General features: G+C 65.4%; 21 protein-coding genes. 15 read left to right on the plus strand and 6 right to left on the minus strand.

The genetic code is table 11. The annotated features are described in order from the left end of the window. Positions 1 to 33 precede the first annotated feature (33 nt). Genes AC1VVM_RS13525 through AC1VVM_RS13540 form a run of 4 tightly spaced genes read left to right on the plus strand, consistent with a single transcriptional unit; the run spans position 34 to position 2,831 of the window. Positions 34 to 1,038, plus strand: coding sequence for a GNAT family N-acetyltransferase (locus AC1VVM_RS13525; protein ID WP_482904339.1), 1,005 nt, complete (start codon positions 34 to 36; stop codon positions 1,036 to 1,038). Between the two features lie 38 nt (positions 1,039 to 1,076). Then, positions 1,077 to 1,340, plus strand: a complete 264-nt coding sequence (locus AC1VVM_RS13530; protein ID WP_132385567.1) for a phosphopantetheine-binding protein — start codon at positions 1,077 to 1,079, stop codon at positions 1,338 to 1,340. A 34-nt stretch (positions 1,341 to 1,374) separates the two neighbouring features. Beyond that, entirely contained in the window at positions 1,375 to 2,049 is a 675-nt protein-coding gene (locus AC1VVM_RS13535; protein WP_482955160.1) for a hypothetical protein, read from the plus strand. Continuing rightward, on the plus strand, positions 2,046 to 2,831 hold the full coding sequence (locus AC1VVM_RS13540) for a hydrolase 1, exosortase A system-associated (RefSeq protein ID WP_482955161.1): 786 nt from the start codon (positions 2,046 to 2,048) through the stop codon (positions 2,829 to 2,831). Before AC1VVM_RS13535 ends, AC1VVM_RS13540 begins: the two co-directional genes overlap by 4 nt. 238 nt (positions 2,832 to 3,069) lie before the next feature. Here the strand turns inward: AC1VVM_RS13540 and trxB are convergent, their stop codons facing one another. Further along, on the minus strand, positions 3,070 to 4,038 hold the full coding sequence (gene trxB / locus AC1VVM_RS13545) for a thioredoxin-disulfide reductase (protein ID WP_482904342.1): 969 nt from the start codon (positions 4,036 to 4,038) through the stop codon (positions 3,070 to 3,072). A 158-nt stretch (positions 4,039 to 4,196) separates the two neighbouring features. Between trxB and AC1VVM_RS13550 the strand changes: the two genes are divergently transcribed. The 4 genes from AC1VVM_RS13550 to AC1VVM_RS13565 all read left to right on the plus strand — a co-directional run bounded on the left by AC1VVM_RS13550 (position 4,197) and on the right by AC1VVM_RS13565 (position 9,353). Continuing rightward, positions 4,197 to 5,096: an alpha/beta fold hydrolase gene (locus AC1VVM_RS13550; protein ID WP_482955162.1), complete on the plus strand. Its 900-nt coding sequence runs from the start codon at positions 4,197 to 4,199 to the stop codon at positions 5,094 to 5,096. Between the two features lie 147 nt (positions 5,097 to 5,243). Then, entirely contained in the window at positions 5,244 to 6,353 is a 1,110-nt protein-coding gene (locus AC1VVM_RS13555; RefSeq protein ID WP_482955163.1) for an HlyD family secretion protein, read from the plus strand. 82 nt (positions 6,354 to 6,435) lie between these two features. After that, positions 6,436 to 7,908 carry an MDR family MFS transporter gene (locus tag AC1VVM_RS13560; protein WP_482904345.1) on the plus strand — a complete coding sequence of 491 codons (1,473 nt, stop codon included), beginning with the start codon at positions 6,436 to 6,438 and terminating at the stop codon, positions 7,906 to 7,908. Continuing rightward, entirely contained in the window at positions 7,905 to 9,353 is a 1,449-nt protein-coding gene (locus AC1VVM_RS13565) for an efflux transporter outer membrane subunit (RefSeq protein ID WP_482955164.1), read from the plus strand. Before AC1VVM_RS13560 ends, AC1VVM_RS13565 begins: the two co-directional genes overlap by 4 nt. 12 nt (positions 9,354 to 9,365) lie before the next feature. Here the strand turns inward: AC1VVM_RS13565 and AC1VVM_RS13570 are convergent, their stop codons facing one another. Beyond that, positions 9,366 to 9,569 carry a hypothetical protein gene (locus AC1VVM_RS13570; RefSeq protein ID WP_132385574.1) on the minus strand — a complete coding sequence of 68 codons (204 nt, stop codon included), beginning with the start codon at positions 9,567 to 9,569 and terminating at the stop codon, positions 9,366 to 9,368. Between the two features lie 223 nt (positions 9,570 to 9,792). Between AC1VVM_RS13570 and AC1VVM_RS13575 the strand changes: the two genes are divergently transcribed. The 4 genes from AC1VVM_RS13575 to AC1VVM_RS13590 all read left to right on the plus strand — a co-directional run bounded on the left by AC1VVM_RS13575 (position 9,793) and on the right by AC1VVM_RS13590 (position 12,399). Continuing rightward, positions 9,793 to 10,176: a winged helix-turn-helix domain-containing protein gene (locus tag AC1VVM_RS13575; protein WP_482955165.1), complete on the plus strand. Its 384-nt coding sequence runs from the start codon at positions 9,793 to 9,795 to the stop codon at positions 10,174 to 10,176. Positions 10,177 to 10,255: 79 nt separating this feature from the next. After that, positions 10,256 to 11,026 (plus strand): molybdate ABC transporter substrate-binding protein, encoded by a 771-nt coding sequence (modA, locus tag AC1VVM_RS13580; protein WP_482955166.1) that lies wholly within the window; start codon positions 10,256 to 10,258, stop codon positions 11,024 to 11,026. Positions 11,027 to 11,051: 25 nt separating this feature from the next. Then, positions 11,052 to 11,753, plus strand: a complete 702-nt coding sequence (modB, locus tag AC1VVM_RS13585) for a molybdate ABC transporter permease subunit (RefSeq protein WP_482955167.1) — start codon at positions 11,052 to 11,054, stop codon at positions 11,751 to 11,753. Beyond that, on the plus strand, positions 11,743 to 12,399 hold the full coding sequence (locus AC1VVM_RS13590) for a molybdenum ABC transporter ATP-binding protein (RefSeq protein WP_482955168.1): 657 nt from the start codon (positions 11,743 to 11,745) through the stop codon (positions 12,397 to 12,399). Before modB ends, AC1VVM_RS13590 begins: the two co-directional genes overlap by 11 nt. Positions 12,400 to 12,417: 18 nt before the next feature. On the opposite strand, the gene AC1VVM_RS13595 is transcribed toward AC1VVM_RS13590, so the two are convergent. Then, positions 12,418 to 12,642: a hypothetical protein gene (locus AC1VVM_RS13595; RefSeq protein ID WP_482955169.1), complete on the minus strand. Its 225-nt coding sequence runs from the start codon at positions 12,640 to 12,642 to the stop codon at positions 12,418 to 12,420. A gap of 96 nt (positions 12,643 to 12,738) precedes the next feature. Between AC1VVM_RS13595 and AC1VVM_RS13600 the strand changes: the two genes are divergently transcribed. Next, positions 12,739 to 13,218 (plus strand): redoxin family protein, encoded by a 480-nt coding sequence (locus AC1VVM_RS13600; protein WP_482955170.1) that lies wholly within the window; start codon positions 12,739 to 12,741, stop codon positions 13,216 to 13,218. A gap of 169 nt (positions 13,219 to 13,387) precedes the next feature. Beyond that, a complete protein-coding gene (locus AC1VVM_RS13605) occupies positions 13,388 to 14,068 on the plus strand; it encodes an SDR family NAD(P)-dependent oxidoreductase (RefSeq protein ID WP_482955171.1) in 681 nt (226 codons plus the stop codon). A gap of 86 nt (positions 14,069 to 14,154) precedes the next feature. On the opposite strand, the gene AC1VVM_RS13610 is transcribed toward AC1VVM_RS13605, so the two are convergent. The 3 genes from AC1VVM_RS13610 to AC1VVM_RS13620 all read right to left on the minus strand — a co-directional run bounded on the left by AC1VVM_RS13610 (position 14,155) and on the right by AC1VVM_RS13620 (position 17,859). After that, positions 14,155 to 15,606 carry a hypothetical protein gene (locus AC1VVM_RS13610; RefSeq protein ID WP_482955172.1) on the minus strand — a complete coding sequence of 484 codons (1,452 nt, stop codon included), beginning with the start codon at positions 15,604 to 15,606 and terminating at the stop codon, positions 14,155 to 14,157. Between the two features lie 112 nt (positions 15,607 to 15,718). Further along, entirely contained in the window at positions 15,719 to 16,330 is a 612-nt protein-coding gene (gene folE, locus AC1VVM_RS13615) for a GTP cyclohydrolase I FolE (protein ID WP_132385581.1), read from the minus strand. Then, entirely contained in the window at positions 16,327 to 17,859 is a 1,533-nt protein-coding gene (locus tag AC1VVM_RS13620) for a phospholipase D-like domain-containing protein (protein WP_482955173.1), read from the minus strand. The genes folE and AC1VVM_RS13620 overlap by 4 nt, the downstream gene beginning before the upstream one ends. Before the next feature lie 413 nt (positions 17,860 to 18,272). Between AC1VVM_RS13620 and AC1VVM_RS13625 the strand changes: the two genes are divergently transcribed. Next, positions 18,273 to 18,842, plus strand: a complete 570-nt coding sequence (locus AC1VVM_RS13625) for a hypothetical protein (protein WP_482955174.1) — start codon at positions 18,273 to 18,275, stop codon at positions 18,840 to 18,842. Positions 18,843 to 18,929: the final 87 nt, after the last annotated feature.

An 18,929-nucleotide genomic window follows, 5' to 3' on the forward strand; every position in this document is an offset into this window, starting at 1 on the left:
GAGGAAAAGCTCCGCAGAAGGTTGTTAGGCTACGTGATAAAGGTCGATTATCACCGCGATCTTAAGCAAGTGCAATCGGACGGCCAGCTAGCGCTCCGGCTTTCCGAGAGCAACCAGCACGCCCCGTTCGACCGGCTCGACTGGTTCGCTATGCTGGCCGAGCACTGCGACATGGATCCATTGATCGCCGTCGCGCGCGATGGAGACACTCTGGCTGCGCTGGCGCTGGCCAATAAATTGGGTGAACTTCAGGCGCTATCCAACTGGTATACTTTTCGTTTTCGCCCGGTCGCGAGCGATACCGAGGCCTTGTTGACCACGCTTGCCCGCGATCTTGGAAAACGGGCGCACCGGCTGACGTTGCGCGGTGTGCCGGACGAGGACGACAGCGCGGCCTTGCTCGCACGCACGTTCGCACGGGCAGGCTGGCGGGTCTTCCGCGAACCTTGCGACGTCAATCACGTCCTCCCCGTAAGTGGCCGCAGTTATGAAGAATATATCGCCGCGCGCCCCGGCCCCTTGCGCACCACGCTGAAGCGCAAGTCCGGCAAGGTCTCCACCATGATCCTCGATCATTTCGATGCCTCGGCATGGTCGGCTTACGAAGATATCTACGCCGAAAGCTGGAAAGTCGCGGAAGGCAGCCCCGCTTTCCTGCGGGCCTTTGCCATGGCCGAGGGCCAGGCGGGGCGGCTGCGTCTTGGCATCGCTCAGGTCGGCGGCGAGGCCGTGGCGGCACAGATGTGGACAGTCGAGGGCGGCACCGCGTGGATCCACAAGCTGGCGCACCGCGAAAGCGCCAAGCCGTTTTCGCCCGGCTCGGTGCTGAGCGCGGCCCTTTTTCGTCATGTCATCGATGTGGACAAGGTCGATCTCGTCGACTTCGGCACCGGCGACGATCCCTACAAGCGCGATTGGATGGAAATTGTGCGACCGCGATACAGACTGGAGATGTACAGGCCGCTCGATCCCAGAAACTGGCCGAATATCGCCAAGGGGACCGCACGCCGCCTTGCCGCAGCCGCGAAGCGCGGCTAGAGGCGCGGAGATTACGATAATGCCCGAAGAGAGGGGCCATGCCAGACGATACCGACCTGCTGCTGCGCCGAATCCTGACGGACGTGCTGGGCCTCAAGCAGGGACAAGCCGATACTTTCCAGGCGGATACCGGCCTGTTCGGACACTTGCCCGAGCTCGACTCGATGGCGGTGGCCGGCCTACTGACCGAGTTGGAAGACCGACTGGACATCATCATCGAGGACGACGAGATCGACGGCGAGATGCTGGAGACCTTCGGCGGCCTGCTCGAATTTGCCCAGGCCAAGCGCGCCACGGCCTGACCGGCCTTAGCGTTGTTACCGGGGGGACCGTCGCATGACTCCCCTGCTCTGGCGTTGCCCGCAAGCGCATCTCGGCGCGGGCGAGGAATATGCGCTCGTCTGCGATCGGAGCCGCGCGCGGCGACTGCTGATGGTGCCCGCCCTGTTCGACGAAGCAAACCGTCTGCGGCGCTTTACGGTCGAGGTGATGCGGCGACTCGATCGGGCCGGCGTAGACACCTTCCTGCCCGACTTTCCCGGCACCAACGAAAGCTCGCGCAATCTTTGCGATCAGGACGCCGATAGCTGGCGCGCGTCTATGACCCTCGCCGCAGAGCATTTCGGCGCGACGCATATGCTTGCCCTGCGCGGAGGGTGCCTGTTCGCTCCGGTTGGGCTTCCCTCATGGCATTACGCCCCGGTGAAAGGCACGAGCATCCTGCGCTCGATGGTTCGGGCCCGCGTGCTCGCAAGCCGCGAGGCGGGGCGAGAGGAAGCACGCGAGGTCCTGACCGAAATGGCGCACCGCGAAGGCGTGGTTCTGGCCGGATATTCGCTCGGTGCGGCCCTGTTCGGCGATCTGGAAACCCGCGAACCGGATCCGTCCGCTACGGTGATTGCGCAGGAGCAACTCGGCGGCAGCGGCCTCTGGTTGCGCGCCGAGCCTGACGAGGATGCCGCGCAGGCCGATGCGCTTGCCGCCCTGCTTATCGCGGGATTGGGCGCATGAACCGGCGGCATTTCAGCTTTGCCTGCGAAGGTGCGCAGCTTGCCGCGACGCTCGACGAGGCATCGGGCTCCACCGCCTTGCTCATCGTCTCCGGGGGCAACGAGACACGGGCGGGGGCATGGAACAGTCAGGCCCTCCTTGCCGCCCGCGTCGCGGCCGAGGGCTATCCGGTCCTCCGATTTGACCGAAGGGGTGTTGGCGACAGCGAGGGAGACAACCGAGGCTTCCGTTCGAGCGGGCCGGATATCGCGGCCGCACTCGCCGCCCTGCGCAAGGCGTGCCCGCAGGTCACGCGCGTCGTCGGATTCGGAAATTGCGATGCGGCCAGCGCGCTGATGCTGGCTGGCGGAGCGGGTTTCGACGCCTTGATCCTTTCAAACCCCTGGACTTTCGAAGAAGATTCCTCCGACGAGGCCCCTGCGGAGGTCGTGCGCAATCACTATCGACGGCGGCTTGCTGATGCGGCTGCATTGAAGCGCCTGCTGACCGGCAAAGTCGCCATTGCACCCTTGCTGCGCAGTCTACTTGCTGCCGCGAGACCTGCTCCCGCTGCGCCGAAGGGTCTTGCCGCCGAGATCGCTTCCGGCCTTGCGGGCTTCAGGAGGCCTATACGCTTCCTGGTTGCCGGGCGGGACCGCACGGGGCTCGCTTTTCTGGCGAATTGGGACAAGTCGGACGACCGCTCGCGCATCTGTTCCGATGCCACGCACAGCTACGTCGAGCCTGAGGCTCAGGACTGGTTGTTCAGGCAGGTTTTGGAAACGCTGCACACCGAAGCTTAGACCGGGTGCCCCGGCTATCTAGTCGAGGCTACCCCGTAACACTGCGTCGCCCCCGCGAAGGCGGGGCCCCGCTTCCTTTCTCGCCTCGCAAGAACAAGCGGGGTCCCCGCCTTCGCGGGGACGACGGGGTTCTATGTCCGGAATGTGAGATCCAGAGCCTGACAGGCAGGATTTAAATCGGGGTCGGCATTCAGGCGGGAGAGCCGTCTTCGGAGCGCTCTCCCGCCCGATCGAATAGTTACGCCTCGACCTTCGCGGCCTCTGCGAAGTCGCGATGGGCAAGGTAGCGCTCGGCATCGAGCGCTGCCATGCAGCCGGTGCCGGCAGCCGTGATCGCCTGGCGATAGGTGTGGTCCATAACGTCACCGCAAGCGAAGACGCCCGGAATTTCGGTCTTGGGCGTGCCGGGCTCGACCAGCAGGTAGCCGGTTTCGTCCATCGGCAGCTTGCCCTTGAACAGTTCGGTCGCCGGAGCATGGCCGATGGCGACGAAAGCGCCGTCGGTGAGGATTTCGCTCTGCTCGCCGGTCTGGGTGTCGATCAGGGCCAGAGCGCGCAGGTCGCCGTTCTCGCCTTCCATGAAGCGCTCGACGCGCTTGTTCCACACGACCTTGATCTTCGGGTTGGCGAAGAGGCGGTCCTGCAGGATCTTCTCGGCGCGAAGGCTGTCGCGGCGGTGGATCAGGGTCACTTCATCCGAGTGGTTGGTGAGGTAAAGCGCTTCCTCGACAGCGGTGTTGCCGCCGCCGATCACCACGACCTTCTTGCCGCGATAGAAGAAGCCGTCGCAAGTGGCGCAGGCGGAAACGCCCTTGCCCGAAAGCTCCTGCTCACCCGGAACGCCCAGCCACTGCGCCTGCGCGCCAGTGGCGATGACGAGCGTATCGCCTTCGTAGATGTCGCCCGAATCGCCAACGGCCGTGAACACCGGGCCCTTGAGATCGACCGAAGTGATCACGTCGTACATCATCCGCGTGCCGACATGGACGGCCTGCGCCTCCATTTCCTGCATCAGCCAGGGGCCCTGGATCACTTCGCGGAAGCCGGGATAGTTCTCGACATCGGTGGTGATGGTCAGCTGGCCGCCCGGCTGAAGACCCTGCACCACAATGGGTTGCATGCCGGCACGCGCACCGTAGATCGCGGCGGACAGGCCGCCGGGGCCGGAGCCGATAATGAGCATGCGGGTCTTGTGCGTGGTCGCCATTTACGAAGCCTCCGGCCTAATATCTCTTGAAATTGATTTCGTGAAAATCGTCGGGGCGCGAGATAGGGCCAAGCCCCCCGGTTTGCCAAGCGTTTCGGGCCTCATCGAAATACTTGATCCCCGCAAATCATCGCTTCGTCGCAGTTGACCTTATCCCCATGGCAGATCACGTTTCGATGATGGACAGCCAACTCGGACCTACCTCGAACCGCTTCGTTTCGCAGCGCCTGCGCCTCAACTATGTCGATTGGGGCAATGCGGAAGCACCGCCACTGATCCTCCAGCACGGCGGGCGCGACCATTGCCGCAGCTGGGACTGGGTGGCGGAGGAACTGCGCCGCGACTGGCACGTGATCTGCCCGGACTTGCGCGGTCACGGCGATTCCGAATGGTCGCCCGAAGGGCACTACGGCATGGACGCGATGGTCTACGACTTCGCGCAGCTCGTGCACACGCTGGGTTACGACAAGGTCACGATCATCGCCCATTCGCTGGGCGGCGGGATCACCACGCGCTTCGCCGGGATGTTTCCCGAGAAGGTGGAGAAGTTCGTCAATATCGAGGGCCTCGGCCCGCCGCAGCATATCCGCCGCCAGATGGAGGAGCGCGGCGCGGGCGAACGGCTGCGCCAGTGGGTGGACGACAAACGCCGCGCCTCGGGCCGCACGCCGCGCAAATATGCGACCCGGCGCGACGCCTATCAGCGCATGAAGGAGGAAAATTCCTTCCTCACCGACGAGCAGGCCCGCCACCTCACCATCCACGGCACCAACCGTAACGAGGACGGCACCTGGAGCTGGAAGTTCGACAATTACGTGAACATCTGGTCGGTTTCCGACATGCCCACCAGCGATGTGATCGCCCTGTGGCAGGCGATCACCTGTCCGATGCTGATGCTCTGGGGCAAGAACAGCTTCTCGCAGAGCCCCGCCACCGACGGCCGCGTGGACTATTTTCCGTCGGCTGAACTGATCGAGTACGAGAATGCCGGCCACTGGCTGCACCACGATCAGTTCGACCGTTTCATGACCGATGTGAAAGCCTTCCTCGCCCGCTGAATTCTTCCCGCGTCTTCAGCCAAAATCGCATTCGCGATCAGGCCCACGTTCCTCTTGCGATCCTCGCATAGCTGATACTAACTATGCTTACTATCTGTGCCCCCGAGTCTCTCGTCCGGGAGCCGAGGGGCGCGCGAAGGAACTGGAATGAACGCGGAAACCTCGATCGTGGCCGAAGACGAAGGCGTCTCGGTTCCCTCCGCCCGCCGCAAGCCCTTGCGCGCGGTGCTGATGCTGGCGGGTCCGCTGATCGTGCTGGCCGGAGCCGGATGGTTCTATCTCTCCGGCGGGCGCTACGAGGAAACCGACAATGCCGCGCTCCAGACCGGGATGGTCGCGATCAGCCCGAATGTGGCCGGCACCGTAGTCGACATCGCGGTCCGCGAGAACGAGCATGTCCGCAAGGGACAAGTGCTGTTTCGCATCCGTCCCACCAACTTCACGGCCGCTGTCGATTCCGCCGAGGCCGAACTTGCCAAAGCCCAGACGGACGCCGCCTCGCGCCGCGCCGATTATCAGGAAGCGCTGACCCAGGTCTCCGCGGCCCAGGCCCGTCACGACTTCGCCATGGGCGAGGCCTCGCGGCAGAAGTCGCTGACCGGCGAGGGCATTTCCTCACGCGCCCAGTACGAACAGGCCTCGACCGAGGCGCGCACGGCGCTTCAGGCCATTGCCGCCGCCGAAGCGCGCGCCGAGAGCCTCCGTGCCGGTCTCGCCGGGCATGTCGAGGGCGATACCTCTGCGCTTCCCGACGTGCGCAAGGCGGCCGCCAAGCTGGCGCAGGCACGCATCGACCTTGCCGATACCGAAGTCCGCGCGCCACAGGACGGCATCGTCACCCGCGTCAACCAGCTTCAGGTCGGCAACTACGTATCGCCCGGCCGCGCGGTGTTCATGCTGACCGGGCTCAATTTCTGGGTGCAGGCGAACTTCAAGGAAGACCAGCTTCGCTACATGCGCGCCGGGCAGCCGGCGACGGTAACGCTGGATGCCTTCCCCGATCATGCCTTCAAGGCCCATGTCCAAAGCTTCAGCCCCGGAACCGGATCGAGTTTCTCGGTGCTTCCGGCCGAAAATGCCACGGGCAACTGGGTGAAAGTGGTGCAGCGCCTGCCGGTGCAGGTCACGCTGGACGAACCGGCGGGCAACCTGCCGCTCGGCGCGGGCCTGAGCGCCAGCGTCAAAGTCGATACCGGCCACGAACGGCACCTCTTCGCCGCCGATACCTCGTCCAATTCCGCCGCGCGCAAACCCTGAGCCGGTGCGGATGCCGCCGGTGCCCGCAGCGCCCTCCCCCTATCCGTCGCCGTTGCAACGGCTGCTGATCACAATTCCCTGCATGTTGGCCTCGACCATGGTCGCGGTGGACATAACCATTGCCAATGTCGCCCTGCCGCACATGCAGGCCAGCCTTTCCGCCTCGCAGGAACAAGTGCTCTGGGTGCTGACCAGCTACCTCGTCGCCAGCGCCATCGCCACGCCGCTGAGCGGCTGGCTGGCCGGGCGCGTGGGCCGCAAGAACGTGATGCTGTTTTCGGTCGCCGGGTTCACGCTGGCCTCCGCTCTCTGCGGGCTCGCCACCGATCTCCAGACGATCATCCTCGCCCGTTTCCTGCAAGGCGCTTGCGGAGCGGGCCTGGTCCCGCTCAGCCAGGCGATCCTCCTCGACATCAATCCGCCCGAAGAACACGGTAAGGCCATGGCGATCTTCGCGCTCGGCTCCATGGCCGGACCGATCATCGGACCAACGCTGGGTGGGTGGCTGACCGACGCGCTGACGTGGCGCTGGGTCTTCTTCATCAACCTTCCGTTCGGCGCCCTGTCTTTCCTGGGCATGCTGGCATTCCTGCGCCGCCGCCCGAGCCGTTTGCAGACGCGGTTCGACCTGCTGGGTTTCGTGCTCGTCTCCGTTGCGCTGACGACGCTGCAACTGATCCTCGACCGCGGCGAGCACCTCGACTGGTTCGATTCCGGAGAAATCCGGATCTATGCCCTGATCTGCGGGCTCGCGAGCTATCTCATGGTCGTGCACATGGCGACCGCGCGCGATACCTTTATCCGGCCCGGCCTGTTCAAGGACCGCAACTTCGCGATCGGCTCGATCTTCTCGATGATGATCGGCGTAGTCGCCTTCGCGACGATCCCGATGATCGTGGTGATGACTCAGTCGCTGCTCGGCTACTCTGCGCTACAGGCAGGCTTCATCAGCCTGCCGCGTGCGATCGGCACGCTGACATCGATGCTATTGGTCTCGCGCCTGCTCAAGTACGTGGACACCCGCGCAGTGATCGTCACCGGGCTCGTGCTGATGGGCTCGGGCATGCTGATGTATTCGCATGTCGACCTTTACGTCGACCAGCGCACGTTGGTTTTCGCGGGGCTTGTGCAAGGGCTGGGCAGCGGGATGATCTTTGTGCCGCTATCCGTCATCGTGTTCTCGACGCTCGATCCGGCCTTGCGCAACGAAGGCGCGGCGATCTTTGCGCTCACCCGCAATGTCGGCAATGCTGTCGGCATCTCTGCGATCCAGTACGAATATCTCCACTTCATCGCCCAGTCGCAAAACGACCTCGTCCAGCACGTACGACCTGATAATCCCATGTTCGCCTGGGCGCGGCCCGATTTCGACTTCGGATCGCAGCAGGCCATGAGCGCGATCTATGGCGAGATTTCGCGACAGGCGACGATGGTGGGCAATATCACACTGTTCCATTTCGTATTCGTGTTGACCCTTTGCCTGATCCCGCTCGTGCTGCTGATGCGCGTGCGCAAGGTCGAGGCGGACACCCATACACTGCCCATCGGGGAATGACCTTGCGCAAGACCGCTACCCTTCTTCCGCTCCTGCTCTGCGCCGCCTGCACGACGGTAGGACCGAACTATGCGCCGCCGGCCCAGCCCTCGGCCGAAGCCGGTTATGGCGCTGCATCGGGCGAACAGGCGGCGCTCGGCGATGCGGCGCAGGCCGACTGGTGGAAGGCCTTCGGCAATCCGGATCTCGACACGCTGGTGGTCCGCGCGCTGGCGGGCAATCACTCGCTCGCGGCCTCGCGCGCAACGCTGGAGAAGGCCCGCCAGCAGGTCGCCGCCGTGGCCGGACGCCAGTTGCCGCAAGTCGACGCCAATGCCCGCGCCGAATACCAGCGCGTCAACCTCGCGGCGTTCGGCCTTTCCAGCGATTCCCAGTTTGGTTCGATCCCCAATCCGAAGTTCGACCTCTATACGCTGGGCGGGGGCGTCAGCTACGATCTCGACTTGTTCGGCGGCACACGCCGCGCACTTGAACGGGCCGGCGCTCAGGCCGAGGCCGAAACCCGCGCGACCGAAGCCGCGCATCTGATGATCGCCGCACGCGTGGTGGGTCAGGTCCTCGCCATCGCCGCGCTCAATGACCGCCTTGCCACCGAAAAGGCCCTGATTGCCGAGGATGAGCGCAACGTCTCGCTCACCCAGAAGCGCGAACATGCCGGCGAAGGCACCGGCGTCGAGGTTCTGAGCGCGCAGGGCCAACTCGCCAACGACCTTGCGGACGTGCCCTCCGTCGAGCAGCAACTGGCCGAAGGCCGGGCGATGCTGGCGGTACTGCTGGGCATCTCGCCAGCGGAACTGGGTGCAACCGGGTTCGGGCTCCAGGCCTTCACGCTGCCCGCCAGCGTACCGGTCGCCCTGCCCTCGGCACTGGTCCATTCCCGCCCCGACATCCGCGAGGCCGAGGCGCGACTTCACGCCGCCGTTGCAGGCGTGGGTGTCGCCACGGCCAATCTCTATCCCGACATCACGCTGGGGGTGACCTCAAGCCAGTCGACGTCCGAGCTGGACAAGATGTTCAGCAACAAGTTCAATGCCTTCGACATCTTCGCCGGGCTTTCCGCGCCGATCTTCCACGGCGGCACGCTCAAGGCCGAAAAGCGCGGGGCAGAGGCCGAAGCCCGTGTCGCCGCCGCGCAATATCAGGAGGTCGTCACCGAGGCATTCGGGCAGGTTTCCGGCCTGCTGGCGGCGCTGGGCAACGACACGCGCGAGCTCGCCGCGCGCGAGACGGCGGCGCAAGTTGCCGACCACTCGCTGCGGCTGTCTCGCCGGAGCTTCGAAGTCGGCAACAGCGGCGTGTTGCAAGTGCTGGATTCGGGCCGTTCCTACCAGCATGCCCAGTTGGCGCTGGTGGATACGCGCGCGCGTCAGTTCCAGAACGTCGCCCGGCTCTATGCCGCCACTGCCGGTGGCTGGGTGCCCGCGCCGCCGGTCGCCGCGCGCTGAATGCCGCCCGTTTCAGGACAACAGGTAGCAGCCCAGCAAGACCCAGCAGGCAATGCACATCGCCACCGCGATAGTTAGCGAACGAACATCGCGTCCCTGGCGATTTCCGTCTCTTTCCGCACTACCGAGCGCCAATTCCGGCCCGGGAATCATCATTCCAATGGCCGAATCGAGACGGCGTTCGAAGCGGACAATCTTTTCGTCGGCAATCTTCATCCACGCATCCTCTCTCGTGCGCGGGCGCGACCGGAGGGCTTTTGCCCCCTGTTCCTTTTCCGGACCGCCCCCGCGACTCCCTTATCGCCCGACTTTTTGACGTGGCGATCCGAAGCCAATGGCCTCATCGGGGATGCTATCAGATAGATGTCTTCCTGCAACGCCTCTCCATTCCGGCACTTCCGCGTGGATTGACCGGGCCGGCAATGGCATAGGGCCCATCATGACTGGCCGTTTTCCTCAACTCTCGATCCGATCACGGCTTCTGTGCGGTGAGGAAATCGCCATGGGCCCGGGCAAGGCCGACCTGCTTGAGGCGATCCGCGCGCATGGCTCGATCTCTGCTGCGGCGCGGGCGATGGACATGAGCTATCGCCGTGCCTGGCTGCTCGTCGACGCGATGAATCGCTGCTGGGCACAGCCGCTAGTGGCCACTTCACCCGGCCGCGCGGGTGGCTCCGGCGCGCAGCTCACCGAGGCGGGAGAGACGATTCTGACCCATTACCGCGCCCTGGAGCAGCGAATCGAGCAAGCAGCGGACAATCCCGACACCGCCGCGCTCGCCGCCCTGCTGCGCCCGATTCCGACCGAGCGGCAAGAGCACTGAACCGTACCTGAAGGTGCCCTAGGCAAGACCTGCGCGACCATATACAGCCGAATACAGTTGTTTCGGGAGGTATTTGAAGATGCTTAGGCTTCGCGCCCTGTTCCTGCCTGTCCTGCTCCTTCTTGCGTCGCTCTGTTCGCCTGCCATGGCCCAGTCCGACGGCCCGCTGGTGCTGGCCGCCGCGAGCCTTCAGGAAGCGATGAATGCCGCCGCCGATGGCTGGGCCGCGAAGGGCCATCCGCGCCCGAAGATTTCCTTCGCCGCATCCTCGGCGCTGGCCCGCCAGATTGAGGCCGGGGCGCCCGCCGACATCTTCGTATCCGCCGACGAGCCTTGGATGGACGAAGTTCAGGGCAAGGGCCTGATCCGCAACAACACCCGCGTTTCGTTCCTCACCAACAGCCTCGTGCTGGTAGCACCGAAGGGCAATGCGCAGAACATCGCCATCAAGCCCGGCTTCCCGCTGGCCCGCGCGCTCGGCAACGGGCGGCTTGCGGTGGGCGATCCGGCGGCGGTTCCGGCAGGCATCTATGCCAAGCAGGCGCTGACCAATCTGGGCGTCTGGGATTCGGTCAAGGACCACCTCGCCCCGGCCGAGAACGTGCGCGCCGCGCTGGCTTTGGTCGGCCGCGGCGTGGCCCCGCTCGGCATCGTCTATGCCACCGACGCCCGCGCCGAACCCGCCGTGCGCGTGGCGGGCGTGTTCCCGGCCAATTCGCACGCCCCGATCAGCTATCCGGTGGCCGTGCTGACTGCCTCGCGCCACCCGGATGCGGAAGGCTTCCGCCGCTTCCTACTCTCAGGCGAAGGCAACGCCCTGTTCCGCCGCTTCGGCTTCGGCACCAAGTAACCGGCCCTAAGTACATGAGGGCCGCATGACCACACTGACCGGCGAGGAATGGGAAGTCCTGCTGCTGTCGCTCAAGGTCAGCGGCGTCGCCATGGCCTGTGCGCTGCCGCTGGCTTTCGCGCTGGCCTGGGTGCTGGCGCGCTGGCGCTTTCCCGGCGCCATCGTGCTGGACGCGCTGGTCCATTTGCCGCTGGTGCTGCCGCCGGTGGTGACGGGCTGGCTGCTGCTGATCGCGCTTGCCCCGAACACCGCGCTCGGCCGGTTCTTCGAGAACACGTTCGGCCTTACCTTCATGTTCCGCTGGACCGGCGCGGCGCTGGCCGCCGCGATCATGGCACTCCCGCTGATGGTGCGCGCCATGCGCCTGTCGATCGAGGCTGTGGACCGGCGCTACGAGCAGGCCGCCCGCACCCTTGGCGCGGGCCGCCTGCGCACATTCGCCACGATCACCCTGCCCCTCACCCTGCCCGGTATATTGGCGGGGCTGGTGCTCGGTTTCGCGCGGTCGGTGGGCGAATTCGGCGCGACGATCACCTTCGCCTCAAACATTCCGGGCGAGACGCGCACCCTGCCACTCGCCATCTACAGCGCCTTGCAGGTTCCCGGAGCGGAATGGCAGGTAGCGCGCCTTGCCGGCCTGTCGATCCTGCTTTCGCTGGCCGCGCTGGTCATTTCGGAATGGCTGGCCCGCCGCCACCGGGCAGGAGCGATGCGCTATGTCATTTGACATCTCGATCGGCCTCAAGCGCGGCGGCCGCACGTTCGACTATGCCTTCAAGGCCGAACAAGGCGGGCTGACCGCGCTGTTCGGCCCGTCCGGCGCGGGCAAGACCACCCTGCTCGACATGATCGCCGGGCTCGTGCGCCCAAGCAGCGGCCATATCGTGATTTCCGACGACGTGGTGTTCGACCGCGAACGCCGCATAGACCTGCCGCCCGAACGCCGCCGCTGCGGCTACGTGTTTCAGGACCTGCGCCTCTTCCCGCACCGAAACGTCCGCGAGAATCTGCTCTATGGCTGGCGGCTCGCCGTGCCGGAGCACCGCTGGCTCGATCTCGACACCGCGCTGCACGTGCTCGGGATCGGCCATCTGCTCGGCCGGAGACCCGCCACGCTCTCGGGCGGCGAGGCCCAGCGCGTGGCCATCGGACGGGCCCTGCTCTCGGGCCCGCGCGTGCTGCTGATGGACGAACCGCTCGCCTCGGTCGATGCCGAGCGGCGCGAGGAAATCCTGCGCGTGATCGAACGCGTGCGCGACGAACTGCGCCTGCCGATCCTCTACGTCAGCCACGACCGCGCCGAAGTGGACAGGCTGGCCGACCGCGTCATAGCGATCGGAGCCCACCCCGCTACCTTGCCGCCAGCACCGTAGGCCTGGGGCCAAATAGCCTCAGCCTGTGAGCCCAATCGCCAGTGCGGCTGCAAGGCCGATCAACGACGCGATCAGCAATCTGTCTTCGGATTTCCAAAATCGTGCGCGCTTGTCGCCGCGTCCGGGGTGCCGACCGGAATAAAGGCAGGCGTGCTTCATGCTCCATCCTCCTCCGCAGGCCGGATATCTCCCGGCCGCCCCGAAGAATGGCATGGCGATGGTTTCGGTGGATTTGATCTTCACGGTGAAGAGGTCTTAACCCGCGCGGCATTGCCCCTCCGCGCGGCGGCCCTATATCTGCCGGCGTTGCGATTCACTTGCAGACAAAGGATAAACTCCATGACCATCGCCGTTGGTGACAAGCTGCCCGACGTGAAGCTGACCAAGGCCGGCGAAAGCGGCCCCGAACCGGTACAGAGCGCCGACTTCTTTGCCGGCAAAAAGGTCGCCCTGTTCTCGGTTCCCGGCGCTTTCACGCCGACCTGCTCGGCCAAGCACCTGCCGGGCTTCGTGGACAAGGCCGCCGAACTCAAGGCCAAGGGCATCGACGAGATCGTCTGCACCGCCGTCAACGATGCCTTCGTGATGGGCGCGTGGAACAAGGCCTCGGGCTCGGCCGACGTGACCATGCTGGCGGACGGCAATGGCGATTTCGTCAAGGCCATCGACCTCGTGATGGACGGCAGCGGCTTCGGCATGGGCGAGCGCGGCAAGCGCTTCTCGATGGTCGTCAATGACGGCGTCGTCGAACAGCTCAACGTCGAAGCGCCCGGCGCTTTCGAGGTCAGCTCGGCCGACCACATGCTCGGCCAGCTCTGATCCCGGACTGACCATGCGAAAGGCGGCTCTTCCTTGGAAGGGCCGCCTTTTTCGTGCCTGAACTGTCGGTATTTCGCATCGGCGGGGCGTTGGCTTGAGGACGGCTGCCCTCCCCGGCTTGTCGCCCCCCGGCCCGCGCGATAGCCTCGCCGCAAATAGAGGAGTTTCCATGGCCCGTTCGGTTATCGTCACCGGTGGATTCGGTGTTCTCGGCAATGCCGTCGCCGCCGCCTTCGCCGCCCGGGGCGACAAGGTCGCCCGCATCGACTTCGCGCCTTCGGCCAAGGAGCCGCTGGCAGGCGCGCTCGATATCGGCGGCGTCGATCTCACCGATGCACAGGCGACCGGCGCGGCGCTCGACAAAGTGGTGAGCGCACATGGCGGGATCGACATTCTGGTCAATATCGCGGGCGGCTTCGTCTGGGAAACGCTGGAAGGCGGATCGCTCGCCTCGTGGGCGAAGATGCAGGCGATGAACCTGACCACCGCCGCCACCATCACCCAGCTTGCGCTGCCCGGACTCAAGGCTTCTGCCGCCGGGCGCGTGGTCAATATCGGCGCGGGCGCGGCGATCAAGGCGGGCATGGGCATGGGCGCCTATGCCGCGTCGAAGTCCGGCGTTCACCGCCTGACCGAAGCGCTGGCCGAGGAACTGGCAGGCACCGGCGTTACGGTGAATGCGATCCTGCCCAGCATCATCGACACGCCCACCAACCGTGCCGACATGCCCGACGCCGATTTCTCGACCTGGGTCCGGCCCGAGGCGATTGCCGATGTGATCCTGTTCCTCGCCTCCGACGCCGCGCGTGCGGTTACGGGCGCGCTGGTGCCGGTCACGCGCGGCGGCTGAATATCGTCCAATCTCGTCGTCCCCGCGCAGGCGGGGGCGACGAGAGTATGATTTAAAGTTCCGCGCCCCTTGGACGGATCGAACTGTCAGTGCTCGCGCCTGACATAGACCACCACCCCGTCCTCACCCCGGAAAATCCGCGTCCAGTGCGGCGAACGAGCCAGTTCACCCGCGAGCGGGGCATTGTGGTCTTCCTGAATGAGGAACGCGACGGGGTGCCACTTGGCGATCACGTCGACGAGCGGGACGTAGCCGTTCTCGATCCCGCCGTTGTACTGCCACTCGTCATGGCCATAGCGGTAATAGCGCCCGTCATAGGCAACCCGCCAGTCCGGCCATCCCGCATCGATGATCGGGCCGCCATAGGGGAAATCGGCATAGATGGTGCCGCGCAGATGCTCCTGCCGCAGCCGGGCGATGCTCTCCAGCGGCAAAGTCGCGGCGAAGCGCGTGGGCGCGAGCAAGGGCGTCACCATCGCGACCAGCGCCACGGCAGCGACCGGAAGCCAGCGCGGGATGGTCGCCTCGTCCCGTTCCTCCGAACTCGCCCCGCGCGCGATCACCGGCACCATCGACAGTGCCCAGAACAGCGCGAAGCGATAGGCCAGCGCAGTCATCGCCAGCAAGGCCAGCGCTACCAGCACTTCCGTTACCTCATAACGGCGCGTGCGCAGCACGATGCGCAGCGTCAGCAGCACGACCGCCAGCACCGGCAATGCATTGGTCCAGTTGTCCGGGATCCACAGGGGCCGCCACTCACTGGCGCCGATGGCCAGGCTCATCTCGGCATTGGTGGCCGAGATCGCGAGGATCGAGAAACCGTCCGGCGTTGCGAAAATCGCGGCTATCGAAATCACCGTCAACGCGGCGGCGGCGATGGGCAAGGGCCGGTTGTGGTCGCGCAGCCAGTCCAGCAGGCCAACGGCAGTGTAGATCCCCAGCGCCAGCGCGCCGATGCTCACCGAAGGATGGAAATTCTGCCACAGCACCAATAGCGGCGCGCCGAGCGCGATCGTCACCAGCGGGCGCAGGCGCAATTGCAGCAACGCCAGCAGCAGGCCGAAGCACAGCGCGGCGAAACTCTGCGGGCGGATGCTCGCGGTCGGCAAGGCGGCGAAGAATGTGAGTGCCAGCGCGAGCGCTACGGCCTGACGGCCCGCTCCGCGATGGCGGCAGGCCGCCGCCACGGCCCAGAATCCGCCAAGCCAGCACAGCGCATCGAACACCCGCAGCGCGCCCCAGCCACCGGCCATTCGCACCGACGCCATGCTCGCCTGCGCCAGCCAGCCGACGGCAGGCAACGGTTCTCCAAGGTGAAGCGCCGCGAAAGGCTCGCGCGCAATCGGGCCTCCGTGGGCAAGGATGATCTCGCCCAGCTTGAGCTGCCAGAAGATATCGACGTCCCAGACGCGGCGTAGCAGCAGCACCAGCAACATGGCCGCCGGAACCAGCGCGGCCGCGCCGCCGAGCCACAGGCGTGCAGAGCTTCCCCTCTGCCGCTCACCCGGCGCTTTGACAGTTTCGATCCGGCCGCTCAAACCCACCCCCGCGCGGCACCGTGAATGGTGCCGCCCGGCATCCATCACCGCATGCCGGGGCGCTGTTCAAGCCCCCCCGCATGCTAAAACCGCGCGGAAACGGGGATAAGCGTCAGTAGCCCATCAGGCTGAGCACTTCCTTGCGGCTGCGCTCGTCCTCAAGGAACGTGCCCATCATGCGGCTGGTAATCATGCTGACGCCCGGCGTGCGCACGCCGCGCGCGGACATGCAGGCGTGGCTCGCCTCGATCACCACGGCAACACCGTGCGGCTTCAGATGGGTCCAGATGCATTCGGCCACTTCGGCGGTCAGACGTTCCTGGATCTGCAGGCGCTGCGCATAGCCCTGCAGCACACGCGCGAGCTTGGAGATGCCCACCACGTGGTTGCGCGGCAGATAGGCAATCGCCGCCTTGCCGATGATCGGCGCCATGTGATGTTCGCAGTGCGACTGGAACGGAATGTCCTTGAGCAGCACGACTTCGTCATAGCCGCCCACTTCCTCGAACACGCGCTTGAGGTGGATGGCCGGATCCTCGCCATAACCCTGGCAATATTCCTTCCACGCCCGCGCCACGCGCTTGGGCGTGTCGATCAGGCCCTCGCGCTCCGGATCGTCGCCGGACCAGCGGATCAAGGTGCGGATCGCGTCCTGCACTTCTTCCGGCACCGGGGGCTTCTTTTCGAAAGGGCTGTCCTCGTCGGGACCGACCAGGCTGCTCATCCCTTGATACTCCTTCGCAATCTTTCCTGTAGGTGCAGCCGCATGAGCTGCCCCTTGCGGCGAAACAGACCGCGCCGCTCGATCGGCTCGAACATCTCCCCGGGTCGTTCCGGATCGAGCAGAGCGCTTTCCCCCAGCGCTCTTTCAGCATCGGAGAGATGTTTCAAGGGCAAGCGTTCGAGATGTTTGCCCACCGGCACAAGGCTTTCGATCATCGCGGCCATCGAATCGTGGCGATCCAGCGCCTCCACGATCACGTCCTCCCGCTTCCCGCAGTGTTCGGCAAGCAATCGAATGCGCAAGGCGCGGATCGCGGGCACGACATGGGCATTGGCCGGCCGTGCCGCATCGATGAACACGTCGCACTCCGAATCGAGCCCCATCGAACGGTTGTTCATGTTGGCCGAACCCACGCGCAGGATCTCGTCATCGACGATCAGCAGCTTGGCATGGACATAGATCGGCGTGCCGTCGGACGCGCGCGGGTGGAAGACGTGGAAGCGCCCCGCATGGTCGGCATTGCGCAGCGTCTTGATCAGTTCGACGCGCGCGGTGTCCATGGCCACCTGTTCGAGCCAGCCGCTGGCACTGAGCGGGTTGATGATGACGAATTCGGGCGGATCGGGCTCGATCAGGCGTTCGGCGATGACCTCGGCAACCGCGCGCGAGGCGAAATACTGCGTCTCGGCATAGACGAAACGGCGCGCGCGGCGGATCTGCTCGACGAACAGCTCTTCGATCTCGGCCACTTGCGTACAGCCTTCGTACTCGGCGCGGGTACGAGCGATGCCGATCTCGACATTCTCGAACTCGGCCATGAGATCGGACGGCCAGGGGCTGAACTCCTGCGGTGCGCACGGCGCCAATTCGGCGCCGCCCGCCACCTGCCAGCGGTCGCGCCCGAGATCGCCCAGCGTGGCCGCCACCTCCCCTTCCATCACCATTGTGACATCGTGCCAGGGTCCATAGAGCCGCCCGCTCGGCTTGCGGCGGCGCGGGTCATGCGGGCGGTGTTCCGGCGTGTCCCAGCGGTCGGAAGTCATGTCGATCCCGCCGCAGGCCGCGAAGACATCGTCGATCACCACGATCTTCTGGTGATGGCTGCATCCGATGGGATGCGCACCGTCGAAGCGGAAGTGAATGCGCTTGCGCAGCGCCCAGCGGACCAGATCGATGACCATGGTGCCGCGAAACAGCGACTTCACCAGCGAGACATTCCACTTGAGCAGCAGGATTTCCAGCTTCGGCTTGGTGTGGACCAGCCAGACGATGAATGATCCCAGTCGTGCCGGGAAATGTTCCCCCCGCCCGCCTTGCCACCAGCGCCGACCGGCGGGGAGCAGGATGCGCGAATCGAAGTCCCAGCCGATCAAGAAGATCCGCTGCCGGGCATCGTCCATCGCTTCCCGGATGACTCCAAAATACGCTGCGGCATCGATCACGACATGCGCGCGCCGGGCTTTGGCATAGCGCCAGACCGACGGGGAGACCGCCCCATCGTCGATCCCGCTCGAATTCTCGGTATTCACGCGTCCACCCGTCCGATCCGGTAACCACCACCAGGGGCCCCAGCGAACCAGAGCGCAACATGTTCCCGAGAGCAAGCGGAAGGCTTCGATCACATGACGGTGGGATGACCACACAGTTCATCGCATGTAGCCACCGAGGCGCCGGATTTACGCCGATTCGCCGCAAATCGCGGTCGGTCCGACGGTTGATCCGGCACCGTTCACCCGCCATTCCGTTACAAACATGCACATCGCATGTCTTTCATCCCCGCTCCTTCCCACGCGCAAAAGCGCGCGGAGCGGGTTCCGGCAAATGCCGGGTAGAGCCGTCCGGGTCGTCATTTTCCGGACCAGTTTTTTGAGGCCCTCTCGCGTTGGAGGGTTGCGTGTCGGTCGCCGCCGGGTCGGCGCCCGCATGGAGAAGGAGTTACGCCATGAAGAAATCGCTCATCGCTGCCGCGCTGGCTGCCGCAACGCTCGTTCCCGCCGCTGCCATGGCACAGGCCGCACCGGCCGCTGCCACCCCCACGGCAGGCGCCAAGGTCTATGACCCCGAAGGCAATGAAGTGGGTTCGGTCGAGGCGGTTCAGGGCGACGTCGTGACGCTCAACACCGGCACCGCGCGCGCCGGCCTGCCCAAATCGGCCTTCGCCACGCGCGACAAGGGCCTGACCATCGGCATGACCAAGGCCCAGCTCGAAGCCGCCGTTCAGGGCGCACAAGCGAAGTCGGCTGAGACGCTGTCTTCCGCGCTCGTCGTCGATGCCCCGGTCAAAAGCGCCGATGGCGTCGTGCTCGGCACCGTCAGCAAGGTCGACGGCGACAACGTGACCGTGGCTTTAAAGACCGGCTCCGCCGTCGCTCTCCAGAAGAGCGCCATCGGCGTCGGCACTGATGGAAGCCTCGCGCTTGGCGTGACGGCGGCCCAGTTCAACTCGCAGGTTCAGGCCGGTGCTGCCGCTTCGGGCGCCGCCGCCGCAGGCACCACAGGCGCCGGCAAGTAAACGCCGGACACGAATCGGGCTGCGGCGCAAACCGCTCCGAATCGACAAATCCGGAAGGGCCGGGATCGCCATGTGCGCTCCCGGCCC

Source organism: Novosphingobium sp. BL-S-33 (assembly GCF_056857025.1).